Here is a 25,430-nt window from a genome sequence, read left to right as displayed (position 1 = left end):
ACCGCTCAGGCATGAGCATCGCGCGGCTGGCGACCTTCGCCTTTTCCGGTATCGAGACCCTGCCAGTCGAAGTGCAGGTGCAGATCTCGGCCGGGCTGCCCGCCTTCATGGTTGTCGGCCTGCCAGACAAAGCCGTGGCGGAAAGTCGGGAACGGGTGCGCGCCGCGCTAACCGGCCTGGGCCTTTCCCTGCCGCCAAAGCGGGTGCTGGTGAACCTGGCGCCCGCCGATATCCAGAAGGAAGGCTCGCATTTCGACTTGCCCATCGCCCTCGCCGTGCTGGCGGCGATGGATGTGGTGCCGCGCGAGGAACTGGCCGGCTTCGCCGCGCTGGGGGAGCTGGCGCTGGACGGCGCCATCGGCCCCGTCGCCGGCATCCTGCCCGCCGCGCTCGGCGCCGCCGCGCGCGGGCTGGGGCTGATCTGCCCCGGAGCCCAGGGGCCAGAAGCTGCCTGGGCTGGCGAGATCGAAATCCTCGCCGCTGGGGACCTGCGGCAATTGATCGCGCACCTGACCGGACGGCAGGTGCTGGCGCCGCCCGCCGCACCGGCCCTGCAGGCGGAGGCACCGGGCGGCCCCTGCCTTTCCGACGTGAAGGGGCAGGAAAGCGCCAAGCGGGCGATGGAGATTGCCGCCGCCGGCCAGCACAATCTGCTGCTGATTGGACCACCCGGCTCCGGCAAGTCCATGCTGGCGGCGCGCCTGCCCACCCTGCTACCGGACCTGACGCCGCGCGAGGCACTGGAAGTCAGCCTGGTCCGCAGCGTCGCCGGGCTGATCGAGCACGGCCGCATCTCCTCCCGCCCCCCGTTCAGGGATCCGCATCACTCGGCCAGCCAGGCGGCGCTGGTGGGTGGCGGCCCGCGCGCCAAGCCGGGCGAGATCAGCCTGGCGCATCGCGGCGTGCTGTTCTTGGATGAGTGGCCGGAATTCCCCCGCCCGGCGCTGGAGGCATTGCGGCAGCCCATGGAAAGCGGCGTCTGCACCATCAGCCGTGCCGCCGCGCATGTCACCTACCCTGCCCGCGTCCAACTGGTGGCGGCGATGAACCCGTGCCGCTGCGGCCACCTGGGCGACCAGCCGCGCGAATGCGGCCAGGCGCCCCGCTGTGGCGAGCAGTATCAAGGCCGGCTTTCGGGCCCGCTGCTGGACCGCATGGACCTGACTATCGGCATGGCGCCCATTCCGCCCAGCGAACTGGCCCGCGCCCCGCGCGGCGAGAACAGCCCCGCCGTCGCCCGCCGCGTCGCCCAGGCCCGCGCGCTGCAACGGGACCGCTCCGGCACCGTGAACGCCGAGGCGACGCTGGAAGAGCTGACGGGGCGCACCGACCCCGATGCGCTTTCCCTGGCCGAGCGCGCGGCGGTGCAGCTGGGGCTCTCCAGCCGCGGCTTTACCCGCTGCTTCCGGGTGGCGCGCAGCATCGCCGACTTGGCAGGGGATGAGGTGATCCGGCGGGCGCACATGGCGGAGGCCCTGGCCTTTCGCCACCGGGTGCCGGGGCAGGCCATGCGCTAACACGCCGCAGGTAGACCAGGGGGGGAAGCGCCTTCAGCGGGCGGGGCGGCCAAACTGGTCGGGACGTTCGTACAGCTTGCGCCGTTCACGATGCTGCCCGCGCCAGACGATGGCGGGCGCCACGGCCAGCAGCGGCGCGGTGCACAGCACCACCATGCCCATGGCGGCGCCAACCGGGCGGCCGCCAAAGGCGAAGCCCAGGGCCGCACCACCTGCGCTGGCGGCATTGGCTAGCACGGCGCCGGCCCACCAATACCAAACGCGCCGCGCGGTCCTTTTCGCCGCGGGCGCTGGGGTCTGGATGAAGACACCGCCGTCGTCCCCGACCTCATAGAGCCGGGTCGGGTCGATGGAAAAATCGGGTGTGCGGCGGCTCAGCGCCGCATCACATGCACGAAGCCGCGGCCCTGCTGGCCCGCGCGTCGCATGCGCCACCACATGCTGCCAAAGGCCACCAACCCCGCCAGGGCGGCGATGGGCAGCGCAAGGGCAAAGAAGGCGATGGCCACGCCGGCCACCACGACGCCGCCGGCCACAATGGCCACCAGGGCGGCAATGCCCCCGACCCGGGCCAAGGCTTTGTCCAGGAAGCCCTTGCGCGAAGGCGCGGGGCCCCGGAACTCGCCTTCCGGAGTCATGTCGATGACAGGGCGGTCACGGAACTGCTGATCCATGCCCCTCATGTTGCCATCCCCGCGGTTTGCTTCAAGGGCTTCCTCGGGCACGGAACGTTTTGTTGTCTTACGGAATGTATCAGTGGCGCACCGGTGCGGTGGATGCGGGTTCCAGCCCGCCCTGCCCCGTGCCATACGTCGGCGCATGAAGCGCGTCGTGGCACTCCTCCTGACCCTCGGCCTGCTGCTGCCGGGCCTGGAAGCCGCCGCGGCGGAGTACCGCCGCCCCAGCGCCGCCCAGCTCCAGGAACTCCGCCGTTGGCTTTGCCCGAATGGCGGCACGCCGGTCCGTGGCGCGCCTGGCCGCTGCGATGGCGCCGGCGGCCGGCGTGGCGGCGGCTCGGCCTCCGGCTTCGGCTCTCCCGCCCCGGGGTGGGACCGCGGGCTGCCGGCGGCATCCCGGGCGCAGACCCAGTGCCCGGAAGGCACCCGCCCCGTCCTCGCCCGTGGGCATGAGGACGTGACGCGCTGCCTGCCGGGCTGATGCCTCACATCGTGGCGCCGATCTGCCAGGGCACGAATTCGTTACGCCCGTAGCCCAGCTGTTCGGATTTCGACTTCTCGCCTGAAGCGATGTCGAGGATCGTCTGGAAGATCTGCCGCCCCTTCGCCTCGATGGAGACGCCTTCGAGGATATCGCCGCAGTCGATATCCATGTCGTCCTCCATCCGCCGGTACAGGTCGGAATTCGTCGCCAGCTTGATCGAGGGCGTGGGCTTGCAGCCATAGGCGGAACCACGGCCGGTGGTGAAGCACAGCACATTGGCGCCGCCCGCCACCTGCCCGGTCGCGGCCACCGGGTCGTAGCCCGGCGTGTCCATGAACACGAAGCCCTTGCGGTCGATCTGCTCGGCATAGCGGTAGACGCCGCGCAGCGTCGCGGTGCCGCCCTTCGCCGCCGCGCCCAGCGATTTCTCCAGGATGGTGGTCAGGCCGCCAGCCTTGTTGCCGGGGGACGGATTGTTGTTCAGCTCCCCGCCCGCGCGCGCCGCGTAGTCCTTCCACCATTCGATCAGGTCGACGATCTTCTGGCCCACTTCCCGGCTTTCCGCCCGGCGGGTCAGCAGATGCTCGGCGCCGAAGATCTCCGGTGTCTCGGACAGGATGGCGGTGCCGCCGTTGCGCACCAGCAGGTCCGCCGCCGCACCCAGCGCGGGGTTGGCGGTCATGCCGGAATAGCCGTCCGACCCGCCGCATTGCAGCGCCAGCGTCAGCGCCGAAGCCGGTGCCGCTTCCCGCTGGCAGCGATTGGCGAAGGGCAGCATCTCCCGCACCTTGGCCACGCCGCTGGCGATCGCCTTGCGGGTGCCGCCGATCTCCTGGATCGTCAGGCTCTGGAAATGCTCGCCCTCGGTGATGCCGTAGGCATCCTTCAGGCGGGGGATCTGGAACACCTCGCAGCCCAGCCCGACCACCAGCACGGCGGCGAAGTTGGGATGGCTGGCATAGCCCCACTGCGTGCGGGCCAGGATATCGAATTCCTCGCCCTTGCTGCCCATGCCGCAGCCGGTGCCGTGGGTGAACGGGATCACCCCGTCGATATTCGGATAGTCGGCCAGGATGCCGGACCGCGCAACCTCATCGGCAATGAAGTCGATGACGGTGGCCGAGCAGTTCACCGAGCTGAGGATGCCGATATAGTTGCGCGTCCCTACCTTGCCGCCGGCCCGGTGGAAGCCCTGGAAATGCGCCGGCAACTCGCCGGCGCGCAGCACCTGGTCCTCATGCACCTCGCTGGCGAAGGCGTAGTCGCGCTCGAAATCCTGAATGGCGACGTTGTGCTCGTGCACCCAGCAGCCGGGCAGGATGTCCCGCCCGGCGAAGCCGATGATCTGACCGAACTTCCGCACCGGCTGCCCCTGCCCGATGCCGGTGGTGGAAAGCTTGTGCCCCTTCGGCACCCGCTCCGTCACCGTCAGCCCGGAGGGCAGCAGCGTGCCGGCCGGCAGGGCATCGATGGCGACGACGACGTTGTCGGCGTCGTGCAGGCGCAGCGTACGCGGTGCGGTCATGGCGCGGTCAGACTTCCAGAATGGCCTTGATGACGCCCGCCTCGGGGCGGATCCAGTCGCGGAACAGCTCCGGCCCGGCCGTCAGAGGGCCACGGTGGGTGTTCAGCGCCTTGGTCGGCACCTTGCCCGCCTGCATCTGCCGCACGACCTCGGCGAAGTCATCCGCCTGGGCGTTGCGGCTGGCGAACAGCGTGGTCTCCCGCTTGTGGAACTCGGGGTCGGAGAAGGTGACGTTGTCCCGGACCACGGAGACCAGCACGTAGCGCCCGCCATGGCCGACGAAGCCGAAGCCGCGCTGCATGGCGGCCAGGTTGCCGGTGCAGTCCACCACGGCGTCGAAGAAGTCACCGCTGGTGGCGGCGGACGCCTTGGCTTCCGCATCCACATTGGCCAGCAGCAGCGCATCCGCGCCCAGCTTGTCCTGCGTGAAGGCCAGCCGGTCCTCCCGCATGTCCATGACGGTCACGTGCGCGCCGCGCGCCTTGGCGAAGATGATGGCCGACATGCCGATGGGGCCGGAGCCGACCACCAGAACGCGGTCCTGCGCCGAGATGCCGCCGCGCTTCACGCCATGCGCGCCGATGGCCAGGAACTCGATCATCGCCGCGTCTTCCAGCGGCGTGTCGCCGACCGGCACGACGTTGCTGGCGGGCACGCACAGCAGCTCGGCCATGCCGCCATCGCTGTGCACACCCAGCACGCTGATGTTCTGGCAGGCATTGGTCACGCCCTTGCGGCAGGCGACGCACTGCCCGCAGGACAGGTAGGGAACGATGTAGACGTTCTGCCCGGCCTTCAGGTTGCTGCCCTCCGGCGCCTGCTCCACCGTGCCGGACAGCTCATGCCCCATGACGCGGGGGTATTCCAGGAACGGATGCTTGCCCTGGAAGATATGGAAATCCGTACCGCAGATACCGACGCGCTTGATGCGCACCAGAACCTCGCCCGCCTTGGGCTGCGGCTCCGGGCGGTCGATCACCGACAGCTTGCCGGGTTCGTCGCAGATCAACACCTTCATCGTCGTATCTTTCGCGGTTCAGTCGGAAGGAGGAACCCCGGCGGCCATCGGGCCGCCGGGGCGTTTGGCCTCAGGCCGCCGGCATCTCGGCGGGCAGCGCGACGCCGTTGTACTTCTTGTAGATCTCGCCCAGCTTGCCGTTCGCGAGGTTCTTGTCGATCCACTCGTTCAGCGCAGTCTGCAGCGCCGTCTCACCCTTGCGGATGCCGATGGCGTAGGGGTTGGTCTTCACCACCAGCTTCACCTCGAAGGTGTCGTTGCCGGCGCGGCCATTGGCGGCGGCCATCACCTGCGGGGAGGTCGCCATGATGTCCACCTGGCCGGACACCAGCGCCGTGATCAGCGTCGCGTCATCGTCGTAGCGGACGATCTGCGCGCCGGTGTTCAGCGTCGTGAACTCCTTGTCGTTGGAGCTGCCGCGCGTGGTGCCGACGCGCTTGCCCGCCAGCGCGGCGTAATCGGCGATCGCGACGCCCTTCTTGGCGGCGACGACGATCTGAATGACGCCATAGGCCTTGGAGAAGTCGATGACGCGCTTGCGCTCCTCCGTCACGCTGAAGCTGGCCATGACCATGTCGGCCTTGCCGGTCAGCAGGAAGGGCACGCGGTTCGGGCTGGTCACCTGGACGATTTCCAGCGGCATGCCCCAATCGGCCGCCAGCAGCTTGGCGGATTCAACGTCCGAGCCGGTCGGCTGCATCTGCGCATCGGTCTGGCCGAACGGGGGTGAGCCGAGGTCGATGGCGACCATGAGCTTCTTGCGGGCGCGGATCGTCTCCAGCGCATCGGCGAAGGCCGGCTTGATCAGCATGGGGGCGGCGGCGATGGCCAGGCTGGCGCCCAGCAGGGTCCTGCGGTTCATTCTTGTCTTCCTCTCTCTTGAAAAATTACAGCTCGCTGCCGACGAATTCGCGCAGCTCGGGCGTGCTGGGGTTCTCCAGCTGGTGGCCGGGCAGCGTCTCCCAGACCTTGCCCTGACGCATGTAGATGACGTTGGTTGCCACCTTCCGCGCGAAGCTCATCTCGTGCGTGACCAGGATCATGGTCATGCCACCGCGCGCCAGATCCTCCATCACCTTCAGCACCTCGCCCGTCAGTTGCGGGTCGAGCGCCGAGGTCACTTCGTCGAACAGCATCACCTTCGGCTGCATCGCCAGGCTGCGGGCGATGGCCACGCGCTGCTGCTGGCCGCCGGATAGCTGCTCTGGATAGTGGTCCGCCTTCTCGGCCAGGCCGACGCGGGCCAGGCATTCGCGCGCCAGGTCCTTCGCTTCCTTCTTGCCCAGCTTCCGCACGCAGGTCGGCGCCAGCATGATGTTCTGCTCGGCCGTCAGGTGCGGGAACAGGTTGTAGCTCTGGAACACGATGCCGACGTCGAGGCGCAAAGCACGCTTGTCCAGTTTGTCGCTGTGAATCGCATGGCCGCAGACCTCGATCGAGCCCTGCTCGATCGTCTCCAGCGCATTGATGCAGCGCAGCGCGGTGGACTTGCCGGAGCCGGACTGGCCGATCACCGCGACCACTTCGCCGCGGTTGACCTCGAACGACACGCCGTCCAGCACCTTCAGCGCGCCAAAGCTCTTATGGACGTTGGACAGCTTAACGACGGCCGACATTGAGCCTCCTTTCCAGCCCGCGGCTCCAAGCCGAGAGCGGATAGCAGATGAGGAAGTAGATCACCGCGACGGTGATGAAGACGATGAAGGGCTGGAAGGTCGAGTTGTTGATCAGCTTGCCGGCCTGCGACAGCTCCACGAACCCGACCACCGAGGCCAGCGAGGTGTTCTTGATGATCTGCACCAGGAAGCCCACCGTCGGCGCCGTGGCGATGCGCGCCGCCTGCGGCAGGATGACGCGTGTCATCCGCTGCCAGCGCGTCATGGCCAGGCACTCGGCGGCCTCCCACTGCGTCTTCGGCACGCTCTCGATGCAACCGCGCCAGATCTCGCCAAGGAAGCCGGAGGAATAGATCACCAGCCCGGCGCCGGCGGCGATGATGGCCGGCAGGTTGTTGAAGCCGACGATGGCGAGGCCGAAATAGATCAGGAACAGCAGGATCAGCAGCGGCGTGCCCTGCACGATGCGGACATAGGCACCGGCCAGCCCGCGCACCAGTGCGCTGCTGGACACCCGCGCCAGGGCGATGACGAAGCCGAGGATGCCGCCGCCGATGAAGGCGATGGCGGACAGCCCCAGCGTCCACAACGCGGCGACGAGCAGGAACTCGACATGGTTGAAGCCGAATGTTGGCATGATGCGATGCTCCCTGCTTACAACGGCGTGCCGAGCCTGCGGCGGCGGGTGAACACCAGCATGCCGAAGACCGAGAAGGCGCCACGCACGACGAAGGACAGCGCGAGATACAGCAGGCCGACGACGATATAGGTCTCGAAGGAACGGAAGGTGTCGGACTGGATGCGGTTGGCCACCGCCGTCAGTTCCTCCGCCGAGATCTGCGAGGTGATGGAGGAAGCCAGCATCAGCAGCACGTATTGCGACACCAGGGCGGGATAGACCCGCTCGATCGCCGGGCGCAGCACGACGTGCCAGTAGGTCTGCGTCTTGGTCAGGCCGAGGCAGTCCGCCGCCTCGATCTGCGCCTTGTGCACGGACTGGATGCCGGCGCGCATGATCTCGCAGGTATAGGCGACCACGTTGACGACCAGCGCGAGCACGGCGGCGAGGTTGGCGTCGATCCGGATGCCGAGGATGGCGATGCCGAAATACACCAGGAAGACCTGCACCAGCAGCGGCGTGTTGCGGATGACCTCCACATAGGCGCCGACGACGCGCTGCAGCCAGGGCGGCCCATCAGCGCGGGCGATGGCGCAGAGCGCGCCGCCGACGAAGCCCAGCACGGTGGAAATGGCGGAGAGCTGCAGCGTCAGCCACACGCCTTCCGCGAATTCCCGCCAGTACGGCAGCAGGGAGGAGAAGTCGAACTCATAGGTCATGCGGCGCCTCCCGTCAGGTTGCGCGCCACCACGGCCTGAAGCACCGGCGCCTGGTGTTCACCAGCCTCGGCCGCCCAGTCCAGGAAGGCGGCGATACGCCGCTCCACCTTGGTCACATGGTTCTGCGCGATATCGGCGATGCGATGGTCGAGGAACGGGTTGAGGAAACGGTCCAGCGTGGTCGCCACATAGGCTTCCGCCTCCGTGCCCATGCCACGCAACGCGAAGCCGGGCACAACCTCATCCCGGTACAGCGCGTCCAACCGGGCGCGGATGGCGGGGTCGGCGAGGATTTCCCGCACCGTCTCGCCCGCCGGGCGCCCTTCCCGCTTCCACAGATCCGCCAGCACGCTGTGGCCCAGGTTCAGGATGTGCAGCTTCAGCCGCTCGAACGGCTCCAGGTCATCGGCCAGGACGATGCTGGGGTGTTCGCACGGCGGCACCAGCCCAGGGCGGCGCTCGATCACCCAGATCGCATAGGGCTCGGCCACGGCGCCGATCGGTTCCAGCGGCTGGGAGACGATGCGGTCCACCAGCGTGTCGGCCCAGATGACGCCATCGCGCAGCCAGGCGGTGAAGGCCTCCGGCGCGCCCGCCTGCCCGGCCAGGGCGATCACGGCGGCCTGCAGTACCTGGCCGTTACGGTTCACCAGTTCGCAGGGCAGCACCGTCAGCGCGGCGCCGCCGGCCTGCCAGCGCTGGAACAGCAACGCCGTCAGCTTGCCCGGGAAGGATGCCGGAACGCGGCCATCCAGCAATTGCGGCCCCCGGTCGGCATCGCCGACATCGTAGCCGGTATCACCCATGTTGGAGACGACGTAGGCGGCTTCGGTGGCGAACACGCGCACCAGCTCCGCCCAGTCCCGCGCGGCGGAGATCCCGGCATCGACGCTGGTGACGGTGACGGTGCGGTCCACCGCCACGCCGTTCTCGACGCCGCGGATAATGACGGGATAGCCCTCGGGCGCGCCGAAGGCGGCCACGCGCCCGGCCCGGTCCGCCGAACCGGAGGCCTGCACGACCGTGATGGGGCCGGCCTGCTGCCCGCCCTGGCGTGCTTCATGCACGAACAGGGCGACATGCGCCTGCAGGAACCGGCTGGTGCCGAACTGAAGGATACGGCCGCTCATGCGCAGGCCAACAGGCGCGCGCACACGGACACGGTCATGCAAGGGGGAATCGTGGACACGTCCTCTCCAGGAAAGATTGTTGCTTTTGTCTCCTTAAACATAAAGAACTGATGCGCCCCGGCCTGTCAACTGGTCTTTAATGTGCAAAGAACCGTAACGAGGGGAGTGGACGGCTCCGTTCCCGCCGTGTTTCATGGCCACGGGAGCAAACAGAAGCGCCATGAAAGCCAATACGATCTACAAGCGGGCCTATAACCGCTGTCTCACCCTGCTGGCCGCCCGCCCCCTGGGGGAATGGGCCTGCTCCGAGGCCGAGCTGGCGCAGGGACTGGATGTCAGCCGCACCACCGTGCGCGCTGTCCTCGCCTCACTGGTCGAGCACGGTATCCTGGCCACGGACGGCCTGCGCCGCTGCCTGCGCCGCCACCCGGAGGAAGCCGACTACTTTCCCGAGCCGCAGACCGAAACGGTGGCCGAGCTGGTGGAACGCCGCTTCATGGACTGGGTGCTGAACGGCGACTGCCGCCCCGGCCAGACCGTCAACGCGTCCGAACTCGCGCGGCAGTTCGGCACCTCCACCACGGCGATCCGCGAGTACCTGACGCATTTCATCCATTTCGGCCTGCTGGAGCGGCACCGGAACTCGGGCTGGATCTTCAAGGGCGTGACACCGGAATTCGCAGCGGAGATCTACGAGATCCGCGAGATGTTCGAACTGCGCTCCGCCCTCCGCTTCGTCGAATTGTCGGACCGCTCGCCCGCCTGGGCGCAGCTGGATGAGATCGAGCGCCAGCACCACATCCTGCTGGCGCAGATCGACACCCGCTTCCGCGATTTCTCCCGGCTGGACGAGCAACTGCACCGGCTGATCCACGACGCATCCTGCAACCGCTTCATGCAGGAGTTCTACGACGTCATCTCGATCATCTTCCATTACCACTACCAGTGGAACAAGGCGGACGAAAAGGAGCGCAACATCGCCGCCATCCACGAACACCTGGCCTATATCGCCGCCCTGCGCAGCCGGGACCTGCGGCTGATCGACGCCAAGTGCCGCGCCCACCTCAAGACCGCGCGCGCCACCATGCTGCGCTCCATCACCGACGGCCCGCTGCGGGCCTGAGGCACGGCCGCGCGCAGCGTTGTTGCTTCCCTCCCCCGGCAGGCGCCGCCTAGGATACGGGTGCCACCAAGGGCCAGCACCAGAAGGGCCCGTATCCCGAGGGAACACCCAGTGCCGCAGCAAACTGCTCTCTATCCGGATCTCGCCGGCCGCAGCGTCTTCATCACCGGCGGCGGCAGCGGCATCGGCGCCGCGCTGACCGCTGCCTTCACTGCCCAGGGCAGCCGCGTCGCCTTCGTCGACATCGCCGAGGACGCCAGCCAGGCCCTGGTCGCCCAGCTCTCCCCCGGCGCCACCCACGCCCCGCTGTTCATCCGCTGCGACATCCGCGACATCGCCGCCCTCCGCGCCGCGATCGAACAGGCCCGCGCCGCGCATGGCGACGTCACGGTGCTGCTGAACAACGCGGCCAACGACCAGCGCCACAAGACCGAGGACGTGACCCCGGAGTTCTGGGACGACCGCATCGCCATCAACCAGCGGCCGATGTTCTTCGCCGCCCAGGCGGTGCTGCCACAGATGCAGCGGGCCGGCGGCGGCTCCATCGTCAATTTCGGGTCGGTCAGCTGGAAGCTGCGCCAGGGCGGCATGGCGGCCTACACCATGGCCAAGGCCTCGGTGCAGGGCCTGACGCGCAGCCTGGCGCGGGACTATGGCAAGCAACACATCCGCGCCAACACCCTGGTGCCCGGCTGGGTGATGACGGAACGCCAGCTGACCCATTGGGTGACGCCGGAGGCGGAGAAGGAGATCGATGCCGGCCAGGCGCTGGCAGGCCGCGTGATGCCCGCGCATATCGCCGATATGGCGCTGTTCCTGGCCTCGGACGCCTCCGCCATGTGCTCCGCCCAGGAATTCGTGGTGGATGGTGGCTGGACCTGAGACGCCGTCCCGCGGGCACGATCAAATTTCTTTAATAATACAGAAACTCTGAATCGAGGTTGGCGTTACGGGTTGCCCCGCGCAATGGCCAAGCTTACTGTCCTGCCAGCGCCGCGCAGCCCTACCCCCATACCCCCGGGGCTGTCCGGTCTTTACCCTCCCCCCCACCAGAGGGTCTAAGGCAGGCGGTGAAGTGTCCCCGACCTCTCCACCGCCTGCCGCTCAACGCGCCCGCGCCGCCGCGCGAGGCTGAAACGTCCCGATCGCCACGCCACTGAGCACCAGGGCCATCGAGACGGCATGGTACGGCTGCAGGCTCTCGCCCAGCAGCAGGGAGCCCAGCCCCAGCGCGTAGGCCGGCACCAGGTACATCGACATACTGGCCCGCGCCGCGCCAACCAGGCTGACCACCCGGCCGTACACGCCATAGGCGCCGACACCGGCGATCAGCCCCAGGAACAGCATGCCGCCCATGGCCCGGCCGCTCAGCGGCGGCATCCCGGCATTGCCCCATTCCAGCAGCGCCAGCGGCAGCAGGCACAGGGCGCCACCGGCCGCCACCACCCACAACAGCACCAGCGGCGGCAACGCCACCGGCCGGTGCCGCAGCAGCGCCGTGTAGCCAGACCAGGCGAGGATGGCGAACAGCATCAGCACGTCGCCCGGGTTCACCTCCAGCCGCAGCAGCGCCTGCACGTCGCCGCGGAAGGTGGCGATGGCGATGCCACAGAAGGCGCAGGCGATGCCGGCCAGCATGGCCGGGCGCAGCGCAACGCCCCAGACGACCCGTTCAATGATGGCGACCATCAGCGGCGTCAGCGCCGCCAACAGCGCGATGTTACCGGCCGAGGTGTAGCTGGCGGCGCCGTATTGCGGCGCCACGCTCAGCACACCGCCCAGCATCACCAGCAGAAGAAGTTGCGGCAGTGGCACGCCGCCCAGCCCGTTGCGCCGCAGCGCCGGCCAGACCACTGGCAGCAGCAGCAGGGCCGCCACGGCCCAGCGGCCGGTGGCCAGGGTCAGCGGCGGCACGGTGCCGCTCAGCCAACGAGCACCCAGCATATTGGCGGCGAAGAGCAACGGTGCGCACAGGAACAGGAACACCACGCCCCAGCGGCCCGTCCCGTCCGTCGTCGCAAAGGGAAGTCGCATCGGCCGGGCCTCTTCGCACTGTGGTGCAATGCGAAGAGGCTACGGCATATACGTCAGGGATTCTTACTGAACTCCAGCCATCAACGCCGCCCGGCAGAACAACCTGCCGTCGGGAATCGCGGTTCGGGCGAAGATTCTTCTGCCGGGATTAGGCAGCCTGCCCCGCGGGGGCGAACTGCGCGGCCACCTCGGCCAGTGCCCAATCGACCCAGGGCAGCAGGTCGGCGATGTCCGCGGTCTCCACCGTCGCGCCACCCCAGATGCGCAGGCCCGGCGGCGCATCGCGGTAGGGCGCGGTATCCAGCCCGGCACCCTCTTTCTCCAGCAGACTGGAGAGCACCTTGGCCGCCGCCGCCTGCCCATCCGCCGTCAGCGCGGTGAACCAGGGCGCGGTGATCTTCAGGCAAATCGAGGTGCAAGACCGCGTCTCCGGCCGCTCGGCCAGGAAGGCCAGGCTGTCATGCCCGTCCAGCCACCGGGCAATCGTCGCCAGATTGGCCTCGGATCGCGCGACCAGCCCCTTCAGGCCGCCAACCTGCTCGGCCCAGCGCAGCCCGTCCAGCGCATCCTCGACGCACAGCATCGAAGGCGTGTTGATGGTGTCGCCCTTGAAGATGCCCTCGATCAGCTTGCCTCCCTTGGTCAGGCGGAAGATCTTCGGCAGCGGCCAGGCGGGGCTATGGCTCTCCAGCCGTGCCACCGCGCGGGGGGAAAGCGCCAGCATGCCGTGCGCGGCCTCACCCCCCAGCACCTTCTGCCATGACCACGTCACCACATCCAATTTGTCCCATGGCAGTTCCATGGCGAAGGCGGCGGAGGTCGCGTCGCAGATGGCCAGCCCCTGCCGGTCATCGGCGATCCAATCGGCCGAAGGCAGCCGCACGCCGCTGGTGGTACCGTTCCAGACAAACACCACGTCCCGGTCCCACGACACCTCGGCCAAATCCGGCAGGGCGCCGTAGCCGGACTGCAGCAGCCGCACGTCGGGCAGCTTCAGCTGTTTCGTGATGTCGGTGGCCCACTCGCCCGAGAAGCTTTCCCAAGCCAGCACGTCCACGCCGCGCGGACCCAGCAGCGACCACAGCGCCATCTCCACCGCGCCGGTGTCGGAAGCCGGGACGATGCCCAGACGCCAGCCTTCCGGCATGCCCAGCAGGGCAGCGGAGCGGTCGATCACCTCGGCCAGCCGGGCCTTCAGCGCCGGTGCCCGGTGGCTGCGGCCGGTCAACGCCGGCTCCAGCGCCGCGACGGACCAACCCGGGCGCTTGGCACAGGGGCCGGAAGCGAAGTTGGGGTTCGCCGGGCGACGGTTGGGCATCGGGTTCTGCTGCGACATGGCGTTCAACTCGGTTCTTCTGGAAGACGGGCCGGGGCGTACCGGCGGCGGAACGCCACCAGCCCCGATGGTACGATCAGGCCAGACAGGCTGGTTCGGTGCGCGCGCATCATGCTCTAGGCGCTCAGGGGCTGCGCGATCAAGCGCTCGGCCGGCAGGCAGACCTCGCTGCGCGCATAGAGCACGGCATGGCCACCGAGGCGGACACGGTCCCCCGCCAAGTCGCACCACAGCGTACCGCCACGCGGGCTGGACTGGCGGCAGACCAGCGTGGTCTTGCCCAGGCGCCTGGCCCAGAACGGCACCAGCTGGGTATGCGCCATGCCGGTCACCGGGTCCTCGTTCACGCCGACCCGGGCGGCGAAGTAGCGGGATTCGATATCGTGCACTCCGTCATCCGCCGCAGCGGTGACAATGACGCGTGCCTGCCCGCCCTGCATCGGGTCGCTCAGGCTGGCAATGCGCGCGTGGTCGGGCGTCAGCGCCCGTACCGTCTCCGCATTGTCGAACAGGCAGATCCAGTCCCGCGCCTTCCACACCTCGCGCGGCACCGCGCCCAGCGCCGCAGCCAGGCCGGGCGGCGAGCGATGCGTCCATTCCGGCACATTGGCCGGGAAATCCAGCACGAAGCGGTCGGCATCGCGGGACACGCTGAGGATGCCGGCCTGGGTACGGAAGCGCAGCGGGGCCGGCGCACCCAGCTCGTGCACCAGCACGAAGGCGGTGGCCAGGGTGGCGTGGCCGCAAATCGGCACCTCCACCTTCGGGTTGAACCAGCGCAGGTGCCACTGGCCCGGCCCGTCGGCGACGAAGAAGGCCGTCTCGCTCACATTGTGCTCGGCCGCCATCGCCTGCATCAGCGCATCCGGCAGCCAGGATTGCAGCGGCACGACCACGGCCGGATTGCCGGCGAACGGGCGATCGGCGAAGGCATCGACCGTGTAGGTCGTGAGCCGCACCGGCGTATGTCGGAACATCGCGCCATCCCTTCCTGCACTGCAACAAGAATGCAGCTTGCCAGAGCGCGGGCGGACGCGAAGCCTCCGTGAGAGCATGACAGGGCCGCGTCCACGCTTCGCCTGAATAGCCCGGGCGGTACCGGGCGAGACTCGCCCGATAAGGCCGCCACGACCAATCCTGGGCGCGAGGCCGTCGCCTTTACGCCAGCGCGGCGATCCGATCGGGGTCGACCGTCACGCCATGGTTCAGTGGGCCATGCCCCTGCCCTAGCCCTGGCGCCGTCCGCAACGCCGCCTGCACGAAGGCGCGGCCGCGCGCCACGGCATCCCGCAGCGCCATGCCCTGCGCCAACCCGGCCGCGATGGCCGAAGCCAGGGTGCAGCCGGTGCCATGGGTGTGGCGGCTGGGTATCCGCGTGCTTTCGAACACCACCTCGTCCTCCGGCGTTGCCAGCAGGTCCAGCAGGCGCTCGCCTTCCAGGTGGCCGCCTTTCAGCAGCACGGCCGGCACGCCCAGGCGCAGCATCACCTGCGCCGCCGCGCGCATCTCCTCCAGCCCGGTGATGCGCAGGCCGGAGATCACCTCGGCCTCCGGGATGTTCGGCGTCAGCAGATGGGCCATCGGCAGCAGGCGGCGCTTCAGCGTTTCCACCGCATCCGGCGCCAGCAGGTTGCTGCCGCCCTTCGCCACCATCACCGGGTCGGCCACCAGCGGGATGCCCGGCCCATCCTCCGCCAGCGCATCGCACACGGCATCGATCGTGGCGGCATCGCCCAGCATGCCGGTCTTGATCGCGTCCGCCCCGATATCCCGCAGCGAGAGGCGGATCTGCTGCCGGACGAACTCCAGCGGCACCGGGTGCACGCCATGCACCCCCAGCGTGTCCTGCGCCGTCAGCGCGGTGATGGCCGTGGCCGAATAGGCATCCATGGCAGCGCAGGCCTTGATGTCCGCCTGGATTCCCGCCCCGCCGCCGGAATCAGACCCGGCGACGATCAGCACGCGGCCTTGCATCAGCCCTCCACCTTCATCGGCAGCGCGGCGGCCCGGGCGCGGATCAGCGCGGCCAGCGATTCCACCGTCTCCTCGACCATGCCTTCCTCCTCCGCCTCCGCCATCACGCGGATCAGCGGCTCGGTCCCGCTGGGGCGGATCAGCACGCGGCCGCGATGACCCAGCCGGGTCTCGGCGGCGGCGATCGCCTCCTTCACCCCGGCATCGCCCAGCGGGCTGAGCCCGTTGTAGCGGACATTCACCAGGCGCTGCGGCAGCGGGGTGAAGCGGCGGCAGGCTTCGCTGGCCGGCTGCTTCTGCTCGCCCAGCACCGCCAGCACCTGCAGGGCGGCCACCAGCCCGTCCCCCGTGGTGCCGAAATCGCTGAGGATCATGTGGCCCGACTGCTCGCCGCCCAGATTGGCCCCGGTCTCCCGCATGCGCTCGGAGACATAGCGGTCCCCCACCTTGGTCCGCAGCAGGTTCAGGCCCCGGCTTTCCAGGAAGCGCTCCAGCCCCAGGTTGGACATCACCGTCGCCACCACCGAGGTGCCGTTCAGCCGCCCCTGCGCCGCCCAGGATTCCGCGACCGTCGCCAGGATCTGGTCGCCGTCGATCACCTGGCCCTGCTCGTCCACCAGCACCAACCGGTCGGCATCGCCATCCAGCGCGATGCCGAGGTCAGCCCGCCGCTCCCGCACCAGCTCCGCAAGCCGACCGGGCGCGGTGGAGCCGCATTCCTTGTTGATATTGAAGCCGTCCGGTGAGACGCCGATGGAGACCACCTCGGCCCCCAACTCCCACAGCACCGTCGGCGCCACCTTGTACGCGGCGCCATGCGCGCAATCGACGACGATGCGCAGGCCGGCCAGGCTGCGCCCCTTGGGGAAGCTGGCCTTCACAGCTTCGATATAGCGGCCGGGCGCATCGTCCAGCCGGCTGGCGCGACCGAGGCGGGAGGGCGCCACCAGGCCCACCGGGTCCTGCGCCATCAGCGCTTCGATCTCCATCTCCTGCGCGTCGGACAGCTTGAGGCCGTCCGGGCCGAACAGCTTGATGCCGTTATCCTCGAACGGGTTGTGACTGGCGGAGATCATCACGCCCAAATCCGCCCGCAGGCTGCGGGTCAGCAACGCGATGGCCGGCGTCGGCAACGGCCCGACCAGCACCACGTCCATCCCGGCGCCGACGAAGCCCGCCGTCAGCGCCGGTTCCAGCATGTAGCCCGAGAGACGGGTGTCCTTGCCGATCACCACCCGGTGCCGGTGCGCGCCACGGCTGAAGAAGTAGCCGGCCGCCTGGCCCAGCCGCAGCGCGGTCAGTGCATCCATCGGCGCACGGTTGGCCACGCCCCGGATTCCATCGGTGCCGAAGAGGCGGCGCACGGCGTCGGTCATCCCCGCAGTCCTTTCTTGTCGTTTCCGCTGCTTCTGAGCCATCAGGTCGCCGCAGCCTCCGGTGTTCTTATCGCGGGGTCGCTGGCGACCCCGGCTGGTTCCCTGGAACGGGCGTCCAAAGATTGAGTGTCCAAAGAGTCCGGCAGTTTCGCCAGCGTTTTAATCTGGCGCATTTTACACGTTCCACCACTGGCCGGCGCTCGCGGATTACCATGGGCGCCCAGGCAGGACGCTCTAGCGGGACGGCCAGGGCCGTCCATTCACCCCGCCTCCGCCGGCTGCGGCACGGCGCCATCGGCACAGGCCTTCCACATCCGCAGCGCCTGCACCGTCTCCGCCACATCGTGCACCCGCAGGATGCTGGCCCCGGCCGCCGCCGCCGCCAACGCCACGGCGACGCTGCCGGCCACCCGCTCCGCCGGCAGCTCCGTCCCCGTCACCCAACCCACCAGCCGCTTGCGGGACGCCCCGACCAGCACCCGGCAACCAATGCCGGCCAGCAGCGGCAGGCGGTTCAGCAGCAGCAGGTCCTGCTCCCGCGTCTTGCCGAAGCCGATGCCGGGGTCAACCACGATCCGCCCGCGGGCAATGCCCAGTGCCTCCGCCGTTTCCACCCGCTGGCGCAGGAAGCGGGCGACATCCAGCACCACGTCCTCATACCCGGTGGCCTCATGCATGCGGCGCAGGTCCAACGCCGGCATATGCATGAGCACCACCGGCGCCCGGCTCTCCTGCACCACCCTGACCGACTTCGCATCCTGCCGCAGCGCGGAGATGTCGTTGACGATCTCCGCCCCCGCATCCAGCACCGCCTGCATGGTGGCGGCGTAGCGGGTATCGACGCTGACCACCGCCGCCGTCGCCAGTTGCCGCACCACGGGCAGGATGCGGGCGATCTCGTCCTCCGCCGTCACGGCAGCGGCGCCCGGGCGGGTGCTTTCCCCGCCAATGTCCAGGATGTCCGCCCCAGCTTCCAGCATGGCGTGGCCGGCGGCCACCGCCGCCTTCACATCCAGATGCTTGCCGCCATCGGAGAAGCTGTCCGGCGTCACGTTCAGGATGCCCATCACCAGCGGGCGGTCATGCGGCAGGCCAGCGAAGGGCAAGGGCCGGCGGGTCAGCGCAGGCAGCAGGTCCTCCCACCCCTCGGGCAGGTCGGCCACCGGGTGGATGCCCTGCTCCTGCCCGCCCTCGATCAACCGCAACAGGGAGAAGGAGGCCGGGCCGCCCGCCAGCGGCAACGCATGGCCGGCGCGGACGGCATGGAACGCGGCCGGGCCGTGCAACAGGCCCAAGGGCTCCAACCAGCGTTCCGCCATCCTGGCCGCTCTCCCCGCTCGCCATGAAAAAAGGCCCCGTTTCCGGGGCCATTCTCTTTAGCGCAAATCCGGGCCGGTGCGGAACGCCCGTCCCGTCAGAGGCCGGGCTGCGGCGACGGGTTCAGACCGCCATCCGGACGCGGCGCCTGCGGCCGGCCCGAGGTCGGCACGCTGCCACGGCCGGATTGCACCGGCTCATCCGGGCGGTTCCGCACGATCGGCTCGCCCTTCATCACCTGGCGGATCTCGTCGCCGGAGAGCGTCTCATGCTCCAGCAGACCCTTCGCCACCGCGTGCAGTTCCTCGATATTCACCTGCAGGATGTGCTTAGCGCGGGCATAGGCCTCATCGATCATCGCCCGCACTTCGCTGTCGATCTCCCGCGCCGTGGCTTCGGACACGTTCTTCGCCTGCGTCACGGAATGGCCGAGGAAGACCTCCTGGCTGTTGTCGCCATAGGCAATCATGCCGAGCTTCTCGCTCATGCCCCACTCGGTGATCATCATGCGCGACTGGTTCGTCGCCATCTTGATGTCGCCGCTGGCGCCGTTGGAGACCTTGTCCGGGCCAAAGATCAGCTCCTCAGCCACACGGCCGCCCATCGCCATCGCCAGCTCGGCCTTCAGCTTGGACTTGTGCTTGGAGTAGCGGTCACCGGCCGGCAGGGACATGACCAGACCCAGGGCGCGGCCGCGCGGAATGATGGTCGCCTTGTGCACCGGGTCGCATTCCGGCTCATGCAGCGCCACCAGGGCGTGGCCGGCCTCATGATAGGCCGTCATCTGCTTCTCATCGTCGGACATGACCAGCGACCGGCGCTCGGCGCCCATCATGACCTTGTCCTTGGCCTGCTCGAACTCATGCATGCCGACGGTGCGGCGGCCGGTACGGGCCGCCAGCAGCGCCGCTTCGTTGACCAAGTTGGCGAGGTCGGCGCCGGAGAAACCCGGGGTGCCGCGCGCGATGGTCTTCGGGTCGACGTCCGACGCCAGCGGAACCTTGCGCATGTGCACGCGCAGGATCTTCTCGCGGCCCTGCACGTCCGGGTTCGGCACCACCACCTGGCGGTCGAAGCGGCCGGGGCGCAGCAGCGCGGGGTCCAGCACGTCCGGGCGGTTGGTGGCGGCGATCAGGATCACGCCCTCATTCGCCTCGAAGCCGTCCATCTCGACCAGCATCTGGTTGAGGGTCTGCTCACGCTCGTCGTTGCCGCCGCCAAGACCGGCGCCACGATGGCGGCCCACGGCGTCGATCTCATCGATGAAGATGATGCACGGTGCGTTCTTCTTGCCCTGCTCGAACATGTCGCGCACGCGGCTGGCGCCGACGCCGACGAACATCTCCACGAAGTCGGAGCCCGAGATGGTGAAGAACGGCACGTTGGCCTCGCCGGCGATGGCGCGGGCCAGCAGCGTCTTGCCGGTGCCCGGGGGGCCGACCAGCAGCACGCCCTTGGGGATCTTGCCGCCGAGGCGCTGGAATTTCTGCGGGTCCCGCAGGAAGTCAACGATCTCCTCGAGTTCGCCCTTGGCTTCCTCGATGCCCGCGACGTCCTCGAACGTCACGCGGCCCTGCTTTTCCGTCAGCAGCTTGGCCTTGGACTTGCCGAAGCCCATGGCCCGCCCGCCGCCGCCCTGCATCTGTCGCATGAAGAACACCCAGACGCCGATCAGCAGCAGCATCGGGAACCAGGAGAGCAGGTAGTGGAAGAGCGGGTTGACGTCGCTCTCCTCCGGCCGCGCGACGACGCGGACGCCCTTGTCCGTCAGCTTGCTGACCAGGGTCGGGTCTTCCGGCGTGTAGGTGCTGAAGCTGCGGCCGTCGGACAGCTGACCGGTCAGGGTACGCCCCTGAATGGTCACGTCACGGACGCGGCCGCCATTCACCTCGTTCAGGAAGTCGCTGTACGCGACCTGCTGACCGGCCTGGCGGTTAGAGGAATTGGGCTGGAACAGATTGAACAGCGCCACGAGCAGCAGCGCCACGATCACCCAGAGCGCCAGATTGCGGCCGAAATTATTCACCGTAGGGTTCCCATCCGATCGCCAGGCACGCCCGGCGCCCACACAAGATAGGGCGTCAAGTCGCGTTCTCAAACCATGTCGCGCAATTCATCTAGCCCGGCGTATGATAATCCTAGCCTAACGGGCCGCCGCGGGGGGCGAAAGTCAGTTCCGCCGCCGTTCCGAGCCCGAGCACCGGCACACCTACCACCGCACCCGCCCGCCTCAACGCCGGCAGCCCGGCCAGCACCCGCGCCGGCAATCCGCGCCGCTCCCGCCGCGCCAGCGCCGCCGAGGCCGCGCCCAGCGCACCGACCTCCAGCCCTTCCGGCACGACGTCCACCTGCCAGCGGTCATCCCACACCGCCCCAGGCGAGGCGGGCAGCGGTGGAGCGCAGGCGGCGGGTTCGCGGCACAACAACCCGGCCGCCCATTGCACCCCATGCAGCGTGCCCTGGCCCTGGGCCAGCAGCCGGGCCACGGCGGCTTCGGGCGGCGCATGCTCCTCGCCGGAGAGCAGCCGCAGCAGGGCGGCCAGGGCGGCACGGGCGACGTCGTCCTGCCCCAGCGCGGCCGCATCCAGCATGGCGTAGCCCTCAGGGCGCAGGCGCAGCGCGGCCGCCAGCCTCGTCGTCAGCGCTTCCTGGGCGCGATCCCGCCGGCAAGCGAAGGCCGTGGCGGCGGCGGCCAGCGCCTGGGTGCCGGCGCCCTGCCCCTCCGGGTCCGCCAGCGCGGCGCGTAGCCGGGCCCGGGCGAAGCGCGGATGGGTGTTGGAAGGGTCCCGCAACGGCACGATGCCGCGTGCAGCCAGCAACACCTCCAGCCGCACCGGTGCTACCGGCAGCAGCGGCCGTAACAGCAAGGCGGCAGGCTCCGGCCGCGCGGCGGCCATGCCGGCCAGCCCGGCGGCACCGCTACCACGCAAAGCGCGGAACAGCACGGTCTCGGCCTGATCGGCCTGGTGCTGCCCCAGCAGCAGCCAGGGCAGGCCGAGCGCCGCGCAGCGGTCCAGCATCGCCTCCAGCCGCCCGGCACGCGCACGCTCCTGGATGGCAGCACCGCCGGGCAGGGCCAGGGTGAGGATCTCGGCCGGCATGCCCTGCTGCCGCAGCAAGCCAGCGGCCCAGGCAGCCTCGGCGTCGCTGCCGGGGCGCAGGCCGTGATCCACGACCAGGGCAACGGCCTCGCCGCCCCGCGCCCTGGCCCAGGCGCTGGCCAGCAGCATCAGTGCCAGGGAATGCGGGCCACCGGAGACGCCGACGGCCAAACGAGGCGCCGGACCGAATGGCCCCAGCGGCGCCATCAGCGCCGCGAACTCCGCCGCCGAAAGCGGTGCTTCGCCGGTCACGCCACCCTCACCGGCGGCATCACCGCAGGCTGGCGGCGCAGTGCCTTAGCGGCAGCTGCCACGCCGGCGGGCATCGGCCGCCCGGTCGGCCAGGCCGCCGGACAGGCGCGGAAACTCGCTACGCAGATTGTCCAGCGTCTCGCACGCCTCGCGCTTGGCATTCAGGCCGATGAAGGAGTTGGCCAGCCCGATCATCGCTTCCGGCGCCCGGGCGGATTGCCGGTTGCGCTTGTAGGCGTCGTCAAAGGCCAGGGCGGCGTTGGGGAAATCCCGCTTGCCCAAAAGCGCGCCGCCCAGCAGCAGCTGCGCATCCTGGCTGCGCGCCGTATTACGGCTGGCCACTACCTCGCGCGCCGCGGCCTCGGCTGCAGCATAGTCACGCCGGCCTAGCGCCGCCTGGCCATCGGCCAGCGCGCGCTCCGCCGTGCGGGGCGCCGCGGCGGCACCGCCTGCCGCCGCAGCAGCGGGGGCCGCACCGCCCAGGCTGCCAGATTGCGCCGGGGCCGCAGGCGCCACCGGAGCCGAACGACCGCCACCGCCGCCTTCCAGCTGCTGCATGCGGTAATCCATGTCGCCCTGCAGCTTCTCCAGCTGCTGCTGCAAGGTGCGGTTGCGGAACTCCAGCTCATCGACGCGGCCACGTACCCGGCGCAGCTCGTCATCCTGCTGGTTCACCCGGTCCAGCAACTGGCCCGTCAGCTCGGAAGGCGCACCGCCACGGCCGGACGGCGCGGTGATGACCGGGCCGCCCAGGCTGCTGCCACCGCTGCGGCGCAGCTGCTCCATCTCCTGCCTCAGCTGCAGGATCTGGTTCTGCAAGGCGATGCCTTCACGGCTGTCCATCTGCGCCATCGCTGGCGCCGCCATCAACAGGGGCAGCAGCGGCGCGGCGAGAAGAAGCTTGCGGAGCATGGGGGCCTATCCTTGCGGCTGGAACCCTCCCCGGTGGCGGCGGGTGGGTGGACGACATCTACAATAAAAAACGGCGGCCCCGGATGAACGGAAGCCGCCGCTTTCTTTTCAGCCTCTCAACCCCGCGTCAACGCCGCGAGGATCAGATCGCTGCGTTCAGCGCACCACCGTCACGGCGCGGCGGTTCTGCGCCCAGGCTTCCTCGTTGGAGCCGAGGGCAGCCGGACGGTCCTTGCCGTAGGAGATCGTGCTCAGGCGGCTGCCGGACACGCCCTGGGCGACCAGCACGTCCCGCGCGGAGTTCGCACGGCGCTGGCCGAGGGCCAGGTTGTACTCGCGGGTGCCGCGCTCATCGGCGTGGCCTTCCAGGGTGACCTGGACCTGCGGGTACTGCGCCAGCCAGGCGGCCTGGCGGTCCAGCACGGGGCGCTGGTCAGCAGCCACGGTGGAACGGTCCAGCGCGAAGAACACGCGGTCGCCAACGTTGGCGACCAGGTCTTCCTGGCTGCCCGGGCGAACGCTGCCAGCCATGTTGGAGCTGGCGCCCGAACCCGCACCGGCGCCGGTGGTGGCGGCGGAGTTGTCCTCGCTCGCGCAGGCGGAGAGCAGGGCGGCGGCGGCGAGAGCGCCAAGGAGCTTGGTATTCATCATTTCGATTCCTTCATGGCAGATCGATTTTGCGGCGCGATAGGCCCGGATTAAGGCTTGTTCAAGGCAGGAAAGCGCCAAGGTCCCGATTGGTTGCATTCCAGAACAAAATTAATCGCGCCGCACGCAAATCTTCCCGTCAGGACGACAGAAGTGGCGACCAGTTCGGCTCGCTCGCATCCGTCGGCGTGATCACCTGCCGCTCGTTGAAGCCGGCGATGTCGATCATCGACAGGCGGGAAGAATAGCCGCCGCCACGCGAGTCGCGGGCCTGACTTTCGCGATAGAAGGTCAGGACACGTCCATTCGGCGCGAAGCTCGGGCTCTCCATCGACCAGCCTTCGGACAGGATGCGCTCGCCGGAACCGTCCGGACGCATCACGCCGATGGCGAAGCGACCGCCACCCATGCGGGTGAAGGCGATCAGGTCGCCGCGCGGGGACCAGACCGGTGTGGCATAGCGGCCGTTGCCAAAGGAGATGCGGCGCGCGCCGCCGCCATTCGCGTCCATGATGTAGAGCTGCTGGTCGCCGCCCCGGTCAGAGTTGAAGACGATCTGCGTGCCATCCGGCGAATAGCAGGGCGAGACGTCCAGCCCGCCGCCGGAGGTCAGCTGCCGCTCCCGCCGCGAGGCCAGGTCCACCACGAAGATGTTGGCATCGCCGCCACGGGTGGAGGAAAGCACCACGTTCCGCCCATCCGGGCTGAAGCGGGGAGAGAGCGTCATGCCCTGGAAATTGCCCAGCACTTCCTGCCGGCCGCTATCCAGGTTGAACAGGAACACGCGCGGGTTGTTGTTGGCGTAGGACATGAAGGCGATCTGCCGCGCATTCGGATGGAAGCGGGGCGAGAGGGCCTGGAAGTTGCCGTCGGTCAGGAAGCGGTTGTTCTCGCCATCCTGGTCCATGATCGCCAGCCGGCGGTTGCGGCGGTCACGCGGGCCGCTCTCCGCCACATAGACGATGCGGGTGTCGAAATAGCCCTTCTCGCCCAGCATCCGCTCATAGATCACGTCCGAGATGACGTGCGCGATCTGCCGCCAGTTGGCGGCGTTGGCGGTGTAGGCGGTGCCCTGCAACTGCTGCTCGGAGTTCACTTCCCACAGGCGGAATTCGATGCGGGAGCGGTCGCCCTGCGGCTCTGCGCGGCCGGTCACCAGCGCCTGGGCGCCGACGACGCGCCAGTCCTGGAATCGCGGCGTCGCCGCGGCGGCTTCCGGCGACTGGATGAAGGCGGCGCGGTCCACCGGGCGGAACAGGCCGGAATTCTTCAGGTTGTTGGAGATCACCCGGGTAATGTTCTGCCCGAGCTGCTGCGCGGCGGGCGAGCTGCCGGCGAAATCGGGCAGCGCGATCGGGATAGGATCGGTGCGGGCGCGGTTGATGTCGATGACCTGCCCGGCGGCACCGGCGGGCGCCGCCGGCGCCCCCTGGGCGCGGACGATGGCCGGGGCGGCGAGAAGTCCCGCGCCGCCCAGCAGGGCAACACGGCGGGAGAACAACGGAATGGTCATCGGATCAAGCCCCTCGGATTGAAGCGGAAGATCGAGCTGTTCAACGTCTGCATCTTCTCGCGGGGAATGGGCAGCGGGCTGCATTTCGGGTCCAGAAGCGCGCGGCGCGCACTTTCGAACACCGCGCGCGCCCGCGGGTCGCTCGGAACGCCACGGGGCGCCCTTACGTTGCGGATCGTTCCGCCTGCGTCGATATCGACCTGGAGATCGACCACGATCTGGTCAAGCCCCATCATCCCGGCATCGACGGACCAGCATTCGCTGATGCGGTCGGCGACGCCACGGATCTCTCCCTGGCTGAGCAGGGCATTGCCCGTCGGCGCGCCACCTCCGGCGGCCGGGCGGCCGCCAGAGGTGCTGGCACGGGCGCGCGGCGGTTCATTCTGCTGCTGGGCGGCGCGCAGGCGGTCCAGCGTGTTCTGCACGCTGGTGCTGCGCTCGGCCGGGCGCTGCACGGGCGGCGTCTGGCCGGTGCCCGCCGTCTGGCTTGGCGTCGGCGGCGGCGGCACGGGCGGCGGTGGCAGCGGCAAGGGCGGCGT

At 69.2% G+C, this 25,430-nt stretch carries 25 protein-coding genes; 4 read left to right on the top strand and 21 right to left on the bottom strand.

Annotated elements, in window-relative coordinates:
- Window positions 1–11: 11 nt before the first annotated feature.
- Complete coding sequence (locus IBL26_RS07295; protein ID WP_187783818.1) at window positions 12–1,517, top strand: YifB family Mg chelatase-like AAA ATPase; 1,506 nt, start codon at window positions 12–14, stop codon at window positions 1,515–1,517.
- Between the two features lie 33 nt (window positions 1,518–1,550).
- Here IBL26_RS07295 and IBL26_RS07290 read toward each other — a convergent pair whose 3' ends face one another.
- A complete protein-coding gene (locus IBL26_RS07290; protein ID WP_187783817.1) occupies window positions 1,551–1,754 on the bottom strand; it encodes a hypothetical protein in 204 nt (67 codons plus the stop codon).
- A 137-nt stretch (window positions 1,755–1,891) separates the two neighbouring features.
- Entirely contained in the window at window positions 1,892–2,242 is a 351-nt protein-coding gene (locus IBL26_RS07285) for a hypothetical protein (RefSeq protein ID WP_367615391.1), read from the bottom strand.
- A 106-nt stretch (window positions 2,243–2,348) separates the two neighbouring features.
- Here IBL26_RS07285 and IBL26_RS07280 point away from each other — a divergent pair, with 106 nt between their 5' ends.
- Window positions 2,349–2,675 (top strand): hypothetical protein, encoded by a 327-nt coding sequence (locus tag IBL26_RS07280; protein WP_367615390.1) that lies wholly within the window; start codon window positions 2,349–2,351, stop codon window positions 2,673–2,675.
- A 4-nt stretch (window positions 2,676–2,679) separates the two neighbouring features.
- Here the strand turns inward: IBL26_RS07280 and IBL26_RS07275 are convergent, their stop codons facing one another.
- The 7 genes from IBL26_RS07275 to IBL26_RS07245 form a co-directional block, all read right to left on the bottom strand.
- Window positions 2,680–4,203 carry a UxaA family hydrolase gene (locus IBL26_RS07275; RefSeq protein WP_187783815.1) on the bottom strand — a complete coding sequence of 508 codons (1,524 nt, stop codon included), beginning with the start codon at window positions 4,201–4,203 and terminating at the stop codon, window positions 2,680–2,682.
- A 7-nt stretch (window positions 4,204–4,210) separates the two neighbouring features.
- Entirely contained in the window at window positions 4,211–5,221 is a 1,011-nt protein-coding gene (locus IBL26_RS07270) for a zinc-binding alcohol dehydrogenase family protein (protein WP_187783814.1), read from the bottom strand.
- Between the two features lie 70 nt (window positions 5,222–5,291).
- Window positions 5,292–6,083, bottom strand: coding sequence for a transporter substrate-binding domain-containing protein (locus tag IBL26_RS07265; RefSeq protein ID WP_187783813.1), 792 nt, complete (start codon window positions 6,081–6,083; stop codon window positions 5,292–5,294).
- 25 nt (window positions 6,084–6,108) lie between these two features.
- The gene (locus tag IBL26_RS07260; RefSeq protein WP_187783812.1) at window positions 6,109–6,837 is read right to left on the bottom strand and encodes an amino acid ABC transporter ATP-binding protein; all 729 of its coding nucleotides are present in this window, start codon (window positions 6,835–6,837) and stop codon (window positions 6,109–6,111) included.
- Window positions 6,821–7,474 (bottom strand): amino acid ABC transporter permease, encoded by a 654-nt coding sequence (locus IBL26_RS07255; RefSeq protein WP_187783811.1) that lies wholly within the window; start codon window positions 7,472–7,474, stop codon window positions 6,821–6,823. The genes IBL26_RS07260 and IBL26_RS07255 overlap by 17 nt, the downstream gene beginning before the upstream one ends.
- A gap of 17 nt (window positions 7,475–7,491) precedes the next feature.
- The gene (locus IBL26_RS07250; protein ID WP_187783810.1) at window positions 7,492–8,175 is read right to left on the bottom strand and encodes an amino acid ABC transporter permease; all 684 of its coding nucleotides are present in this window, start codon (window positions 8,173–8,175) and stop codon (window positions 7,492–7,494) included.
- Window positions 8,172–9,305 carry a mannitol dehydrogenase family protein gene (locus IBL26_RS07245; protein ID WP_187783809.1) on the bottom strand — a complete coding sequence of 378 codons (1,134 nt, stop codon included), beginning with the start codon at window positions 9,303–9,305 and terminating at the stop codon, window positions 8,172–8,174. Before IBL26_RS07245 ends, IBL26_RS07250 begins: the two co-directional genes overlap by 4 nt.
- A 220-nt stretch (window positions 9,306–9,525) precedes the next feature.
- On the opposite strand from IBL26_RS07245, the gene IBL26_RS07240 reads away from it, so the two are divergent.
- Both IBL26_RS07240 and IBL26_RS07235 read left to right on the top strand, forming a co-directional pair.
- Window positions 9,526–10,428, top strand: coding sequence for a GntR family transcriptional regulator (locus IBL26_RS07240; protein ID WP_187783808.1), 903 nt, complete (start codon window positions 9,526–9,528; stop codon window positions 10,426–10,428).
- 111 nt (window positions 10,429–10,539) lie between these two features.
- Window positions 10,540–11,310, top strand: a complete 771-nt coding sequence (locus IBL26_RS07235; RefSeq protein WP_187783807.1) for an SDR family NAD(P)-dependent oxidoreductase — start codon at window positions 10,540–10,542, stop codon at window positions 11,308–11,310.
- Window positions 11,311–11,532: 222 nt separating this feature from the next.
- Here the strand turns inward: IBL26_RS07235 and IBL26_RS07230 are convergent, their stop codons facing one another.
- The 12 genes from IBL26_RS07230 to IBL26_RS07175 form a co-directional block, all read right to left on the bottom strand.
- Entirely contained in the window at window positions 11,533–12,462 is a 930-nt protein-coding gene (locus IBL26_RS07230) for a DMT family transporter (RefSeq protein WP_187783806.1), read from the bottom strand.
- Between the two features lie 148 nt (window positions 12,463–12,610).
- Window positions 12,611–13,798, bottom strand: a complete 1,188-nt coding sequence (locus tag IBL26_RS07225) for a phosphoserine transaminase (RefSeq protein ID WP_187783909.1) — start codon at window positions 13,796–13,798, stop codon at window positions 12,611–12,613.
- A 116-nt stretch (window positions 13,799–13,914) separates the two neighbouring features.
- A complete protein-coding gene (locus tag IBL26_RS07220) occupies window positions 13,915–14,775 on the bottom strand; it encodes a PhzF family phenazine biosynthesis protein (protein WP_187783805.1) in 861 nt (286 codons plus the stop codon).
- 181 nt (window positions 14,776–14,956) lie between these two features.
- Window positions 14,957–15,772, bottom strand: a complete 816-nt coding sequence (gene thiD, locus IBL26_RS07215; protein ID WP_187783804.1) for a bifunctional hydroxymethylpyrimidine kinase/phosphomethylpyrimidine kinase — start codon at window positions 15,770–15,772, stop codon at window positions 14,957–14,959.
- The gene (gene glmM, locus IBL26_RS07210; RefSeq protein ID WP_187783803.1) at window positions 15,772–17,148 is read right to left on the bottom strand and encodes a phosphoglucosamine mutase; all 1,377 of its coding nucleotides are present in this window, start codon (window positions 17,146–17,148) and stop codon (window positions 15,772–15,774) included. The genes thiD and glmM overlap by 1 nt, the downstream gene beginning before the upstream one ends.
- A 260-nt stretch (window positions 17,149–17,408) precedes the next feature.
- Entirely contained in the window at window positions 17,409–18,467 is a 1,059-nt protein-coding gene (gene folP / locus IBL26_RS07205) for a dihydropteroate synthase (RefSeq protein WP_187783802.1), read from the bottom strand.
- 95 nt (window positions 18,468–18,562) lie between these two features.
- Window positions 18,563–20,491 carry an ATP-dependent zinc metalloprotease FtsH gene (gene ftsH / locus IBL26_RS07200; protein ID WP_187783801.1) on the bottom strand — a complete coding sequence of 643 codons (1,929 nt, stop codon included), beginning with the start codon at window positions 20,489–20,491 and terminating at the stop codon, window positions 18,563–18,565.
- Between the two features lie 112 nt (window positions 20,492–20,603).
- Window positions 20,604–21,818: a tRNA lysidine(34) synthetase TilS gene (gene tilS, locus IBL26_RS07195; protein WP_187783800.1), complete on the bottom strand. Its 1,215-nt coding sequence runs from the start codon at window positions 21,816–21,818 to the stop codon at window positions 20,604–20,606.
- Between the two features lie 45 nt (window positions 21,819–21,863).
- Window positions 21,864–22,730 carry a tol-pal system YbgF family protein gene (locus IBL26_RS07190; protein ID WP_187783799.1) on the bottom strand — a complete coding sequence of 289 codons (867 nt, stop codon included), beginning with the start codon at window positions 22,728–22,730 and terminating at the stop codon, window positions 21,864–21,866.
- A 156-nt stretch (window positions 22,731–22,886) separates the two neighbouring features.
- Window positions 22,887–23,378 carry a peptidoglycan-associated lipoprotein Pal gene (gene pal / locus IBL26_RS07185; protein WP_187783798.1) on the bottom strand — a complete coding sequence of 164 codons (492 nt, stop codon included), beginning with the start codon at window positions 23,376–23,378 and terminating at the stop codon, window positions 22,887–22,889.
- Between the two features lie 139 nt (window positions 23,379–23,517).
- A complete protein-coding gene (tolB, locus tag IBL26_RS07180) occupies window positions 23,518–24,891 on the bottom strand; it encodes a Tol-Pal system beta propeller repeat protein TolB (RefSeq protein ID WP_187783797.1) in 1,374 nt (457 codons plus the stop codon).
- Window positions 24,888–25,316: a hypothetical protein gene (locus IBL26_RS07175; RefSeq protein ID WP_187783796.1), complete on the bottom strand. Its 429-nt coding sequence runs from the start codon at window positions 25,314–25,316 to the stop codon at window positions 24,888–24,890. Before IBL26_RS07175 ends, tolB begins: the two co-directional genes overlap by 4 nt.
- Between the last annotated feature and the right edge of the window lie 114 nt (window positions 25,317–25,430).

It is taken from the genome of Teichococcus aerophilus, from assembly GCF_014490485.1.
Classification (GTDB): Bacteria; Pseudomonadota; Alphaproteobacteria; order Acetobacterales; family Acetobacteraceae; genus Pseudoroseomonas; species Pseudoroseomonas aerophila.
This window is presented reverse-complemented; position numbering and strand designations above follow the sequence as displayed.

Bases quoted from the DNA above. Each gene is read 5' to 3' on its own strand.
- IBL26_RS07295 (WP_187783818.1), top strand. From the start codon at position 12: ATGAGCATCGCGCGGCTGGCGACCTTCGCCTTTTCCGGTATCGAGACC.
- IBL26_RS07275 (WP_187783815.1), bottom strand. From the start codon at position 4,203: ATGACCGCACCGCGTACGCTGCGCCTGCACGACGCCGACAACGTCGTC.
- IBL26_RS07270 (WP_187783814.1), bottom strand. From the start codon at position 5,221: ATGAAGGTGTTGATCTGCGACGAACCCGGCAAGCTGTCGGTGATCGAC.
- IBL26_RS07265 (WP_187783813.1), bottom strand. From the start codon at position 6,083: ATGAACCGCAGGACCCTGCTGGGCGCCAGCCTGGCCATCGCCGCCGCC.
- IBL26_RS07260 (WP_187783812.1), bottom strand. From the start codon at position 6,837: ATGTCGGCCGTCGTTAAGCTGTCCAACGTCCATAAGAGCTTTGGCGCG.
- IBL26_RS07255 (WP_187783811.1), bottom strand. From the start codon at position 7,474: ATGCCAACATTCGGCTTCAACCATGTCGAGTTCCTGCTCGTCGCCGCG.
- IBL26_RS07250 (WP_187783810.1), bottom strand. From the start codon at position 8,175: ATGACCTATGAGTTCGACTTCTCCTCCCTGCTGCCGTACTGGCGGGAA.
- IBL26_RS07245 (WP_187783809.1), bottom strand. From the start codon at position 9,305: ATGAGCGGCCGTATCCTTCAGTTCGGCACCAGCCGGTTCCTGCAGGCG.
- IBL26_RS07240 (WP_187783808.1), top strand. From the start codon at position 9,526: ATGAAAGCCAATACGATCTACAAGCGGGCCTATAACCGCTGTCTCACC.
- IBL26_RS07230 (WP_187783806.1), bottom strand. From the start codon at position 12,462: ATGCGACTTCCCTTTGCGACGACGGACGGGACGGGCCGCTGGGGCGTG.
- IBL26_RS07225 (WP_187783909.1), bottom strand. From the start codon at position 13,798: ATGTCGCAGCAGAACCCGATGCCCAACCGTCGCCCGGCGAACCCCAAC.
- IBL26_RS07220 (WP_187783805.1), bottom strand. From the start codon at position 14,775: ATGTTCCGACATACGCCGGTGCGGCTCACGACCTACACGGTCGATGCC.
- thiD (WP_187783804.1), bottom strand. From the start codon at position 15,772: ATGCAAGGCCGCGTGCTGATCGTCGCCGGGTCTGATTCCGGCGGCGGG.
- glmM (WP_187783803.1), bottom strand. From the start codon at position 17,148: ATGACCGACGCCGTGCGCCGCCTCTTCGGCACCGATGGAATCCGGGGC.
- folP (WP_187783802.1), bottom strand. From the start codon at position 18,467: ATGGCGGAACGCTGGTTGGAGCCCTTGGGCCTGTTGCACGGCCCGGCC.
- IBL26_RS07190 (WP_187783799.1), bottom strand. From the start codon at position 22,730: ATGCTCCGCAAGCTTCTTCTCGCCGCGCCGCTGCTGCCCCTGTTGATG.
- pal (WP_187783798.1), bottom strand. From the start codon at position 23,378: ATGAATACCAAGCTCCTTGGCGCTCTCGCCGCCGCCGCCCTGCTCTCC.
- tolB (WP_187783797.1), bottom strand. From the start codon at position 24,891: ATGACCATTCCGTTGTTCTCCCGCCGTGTTGCCCTGCTGGGCGGCGCG.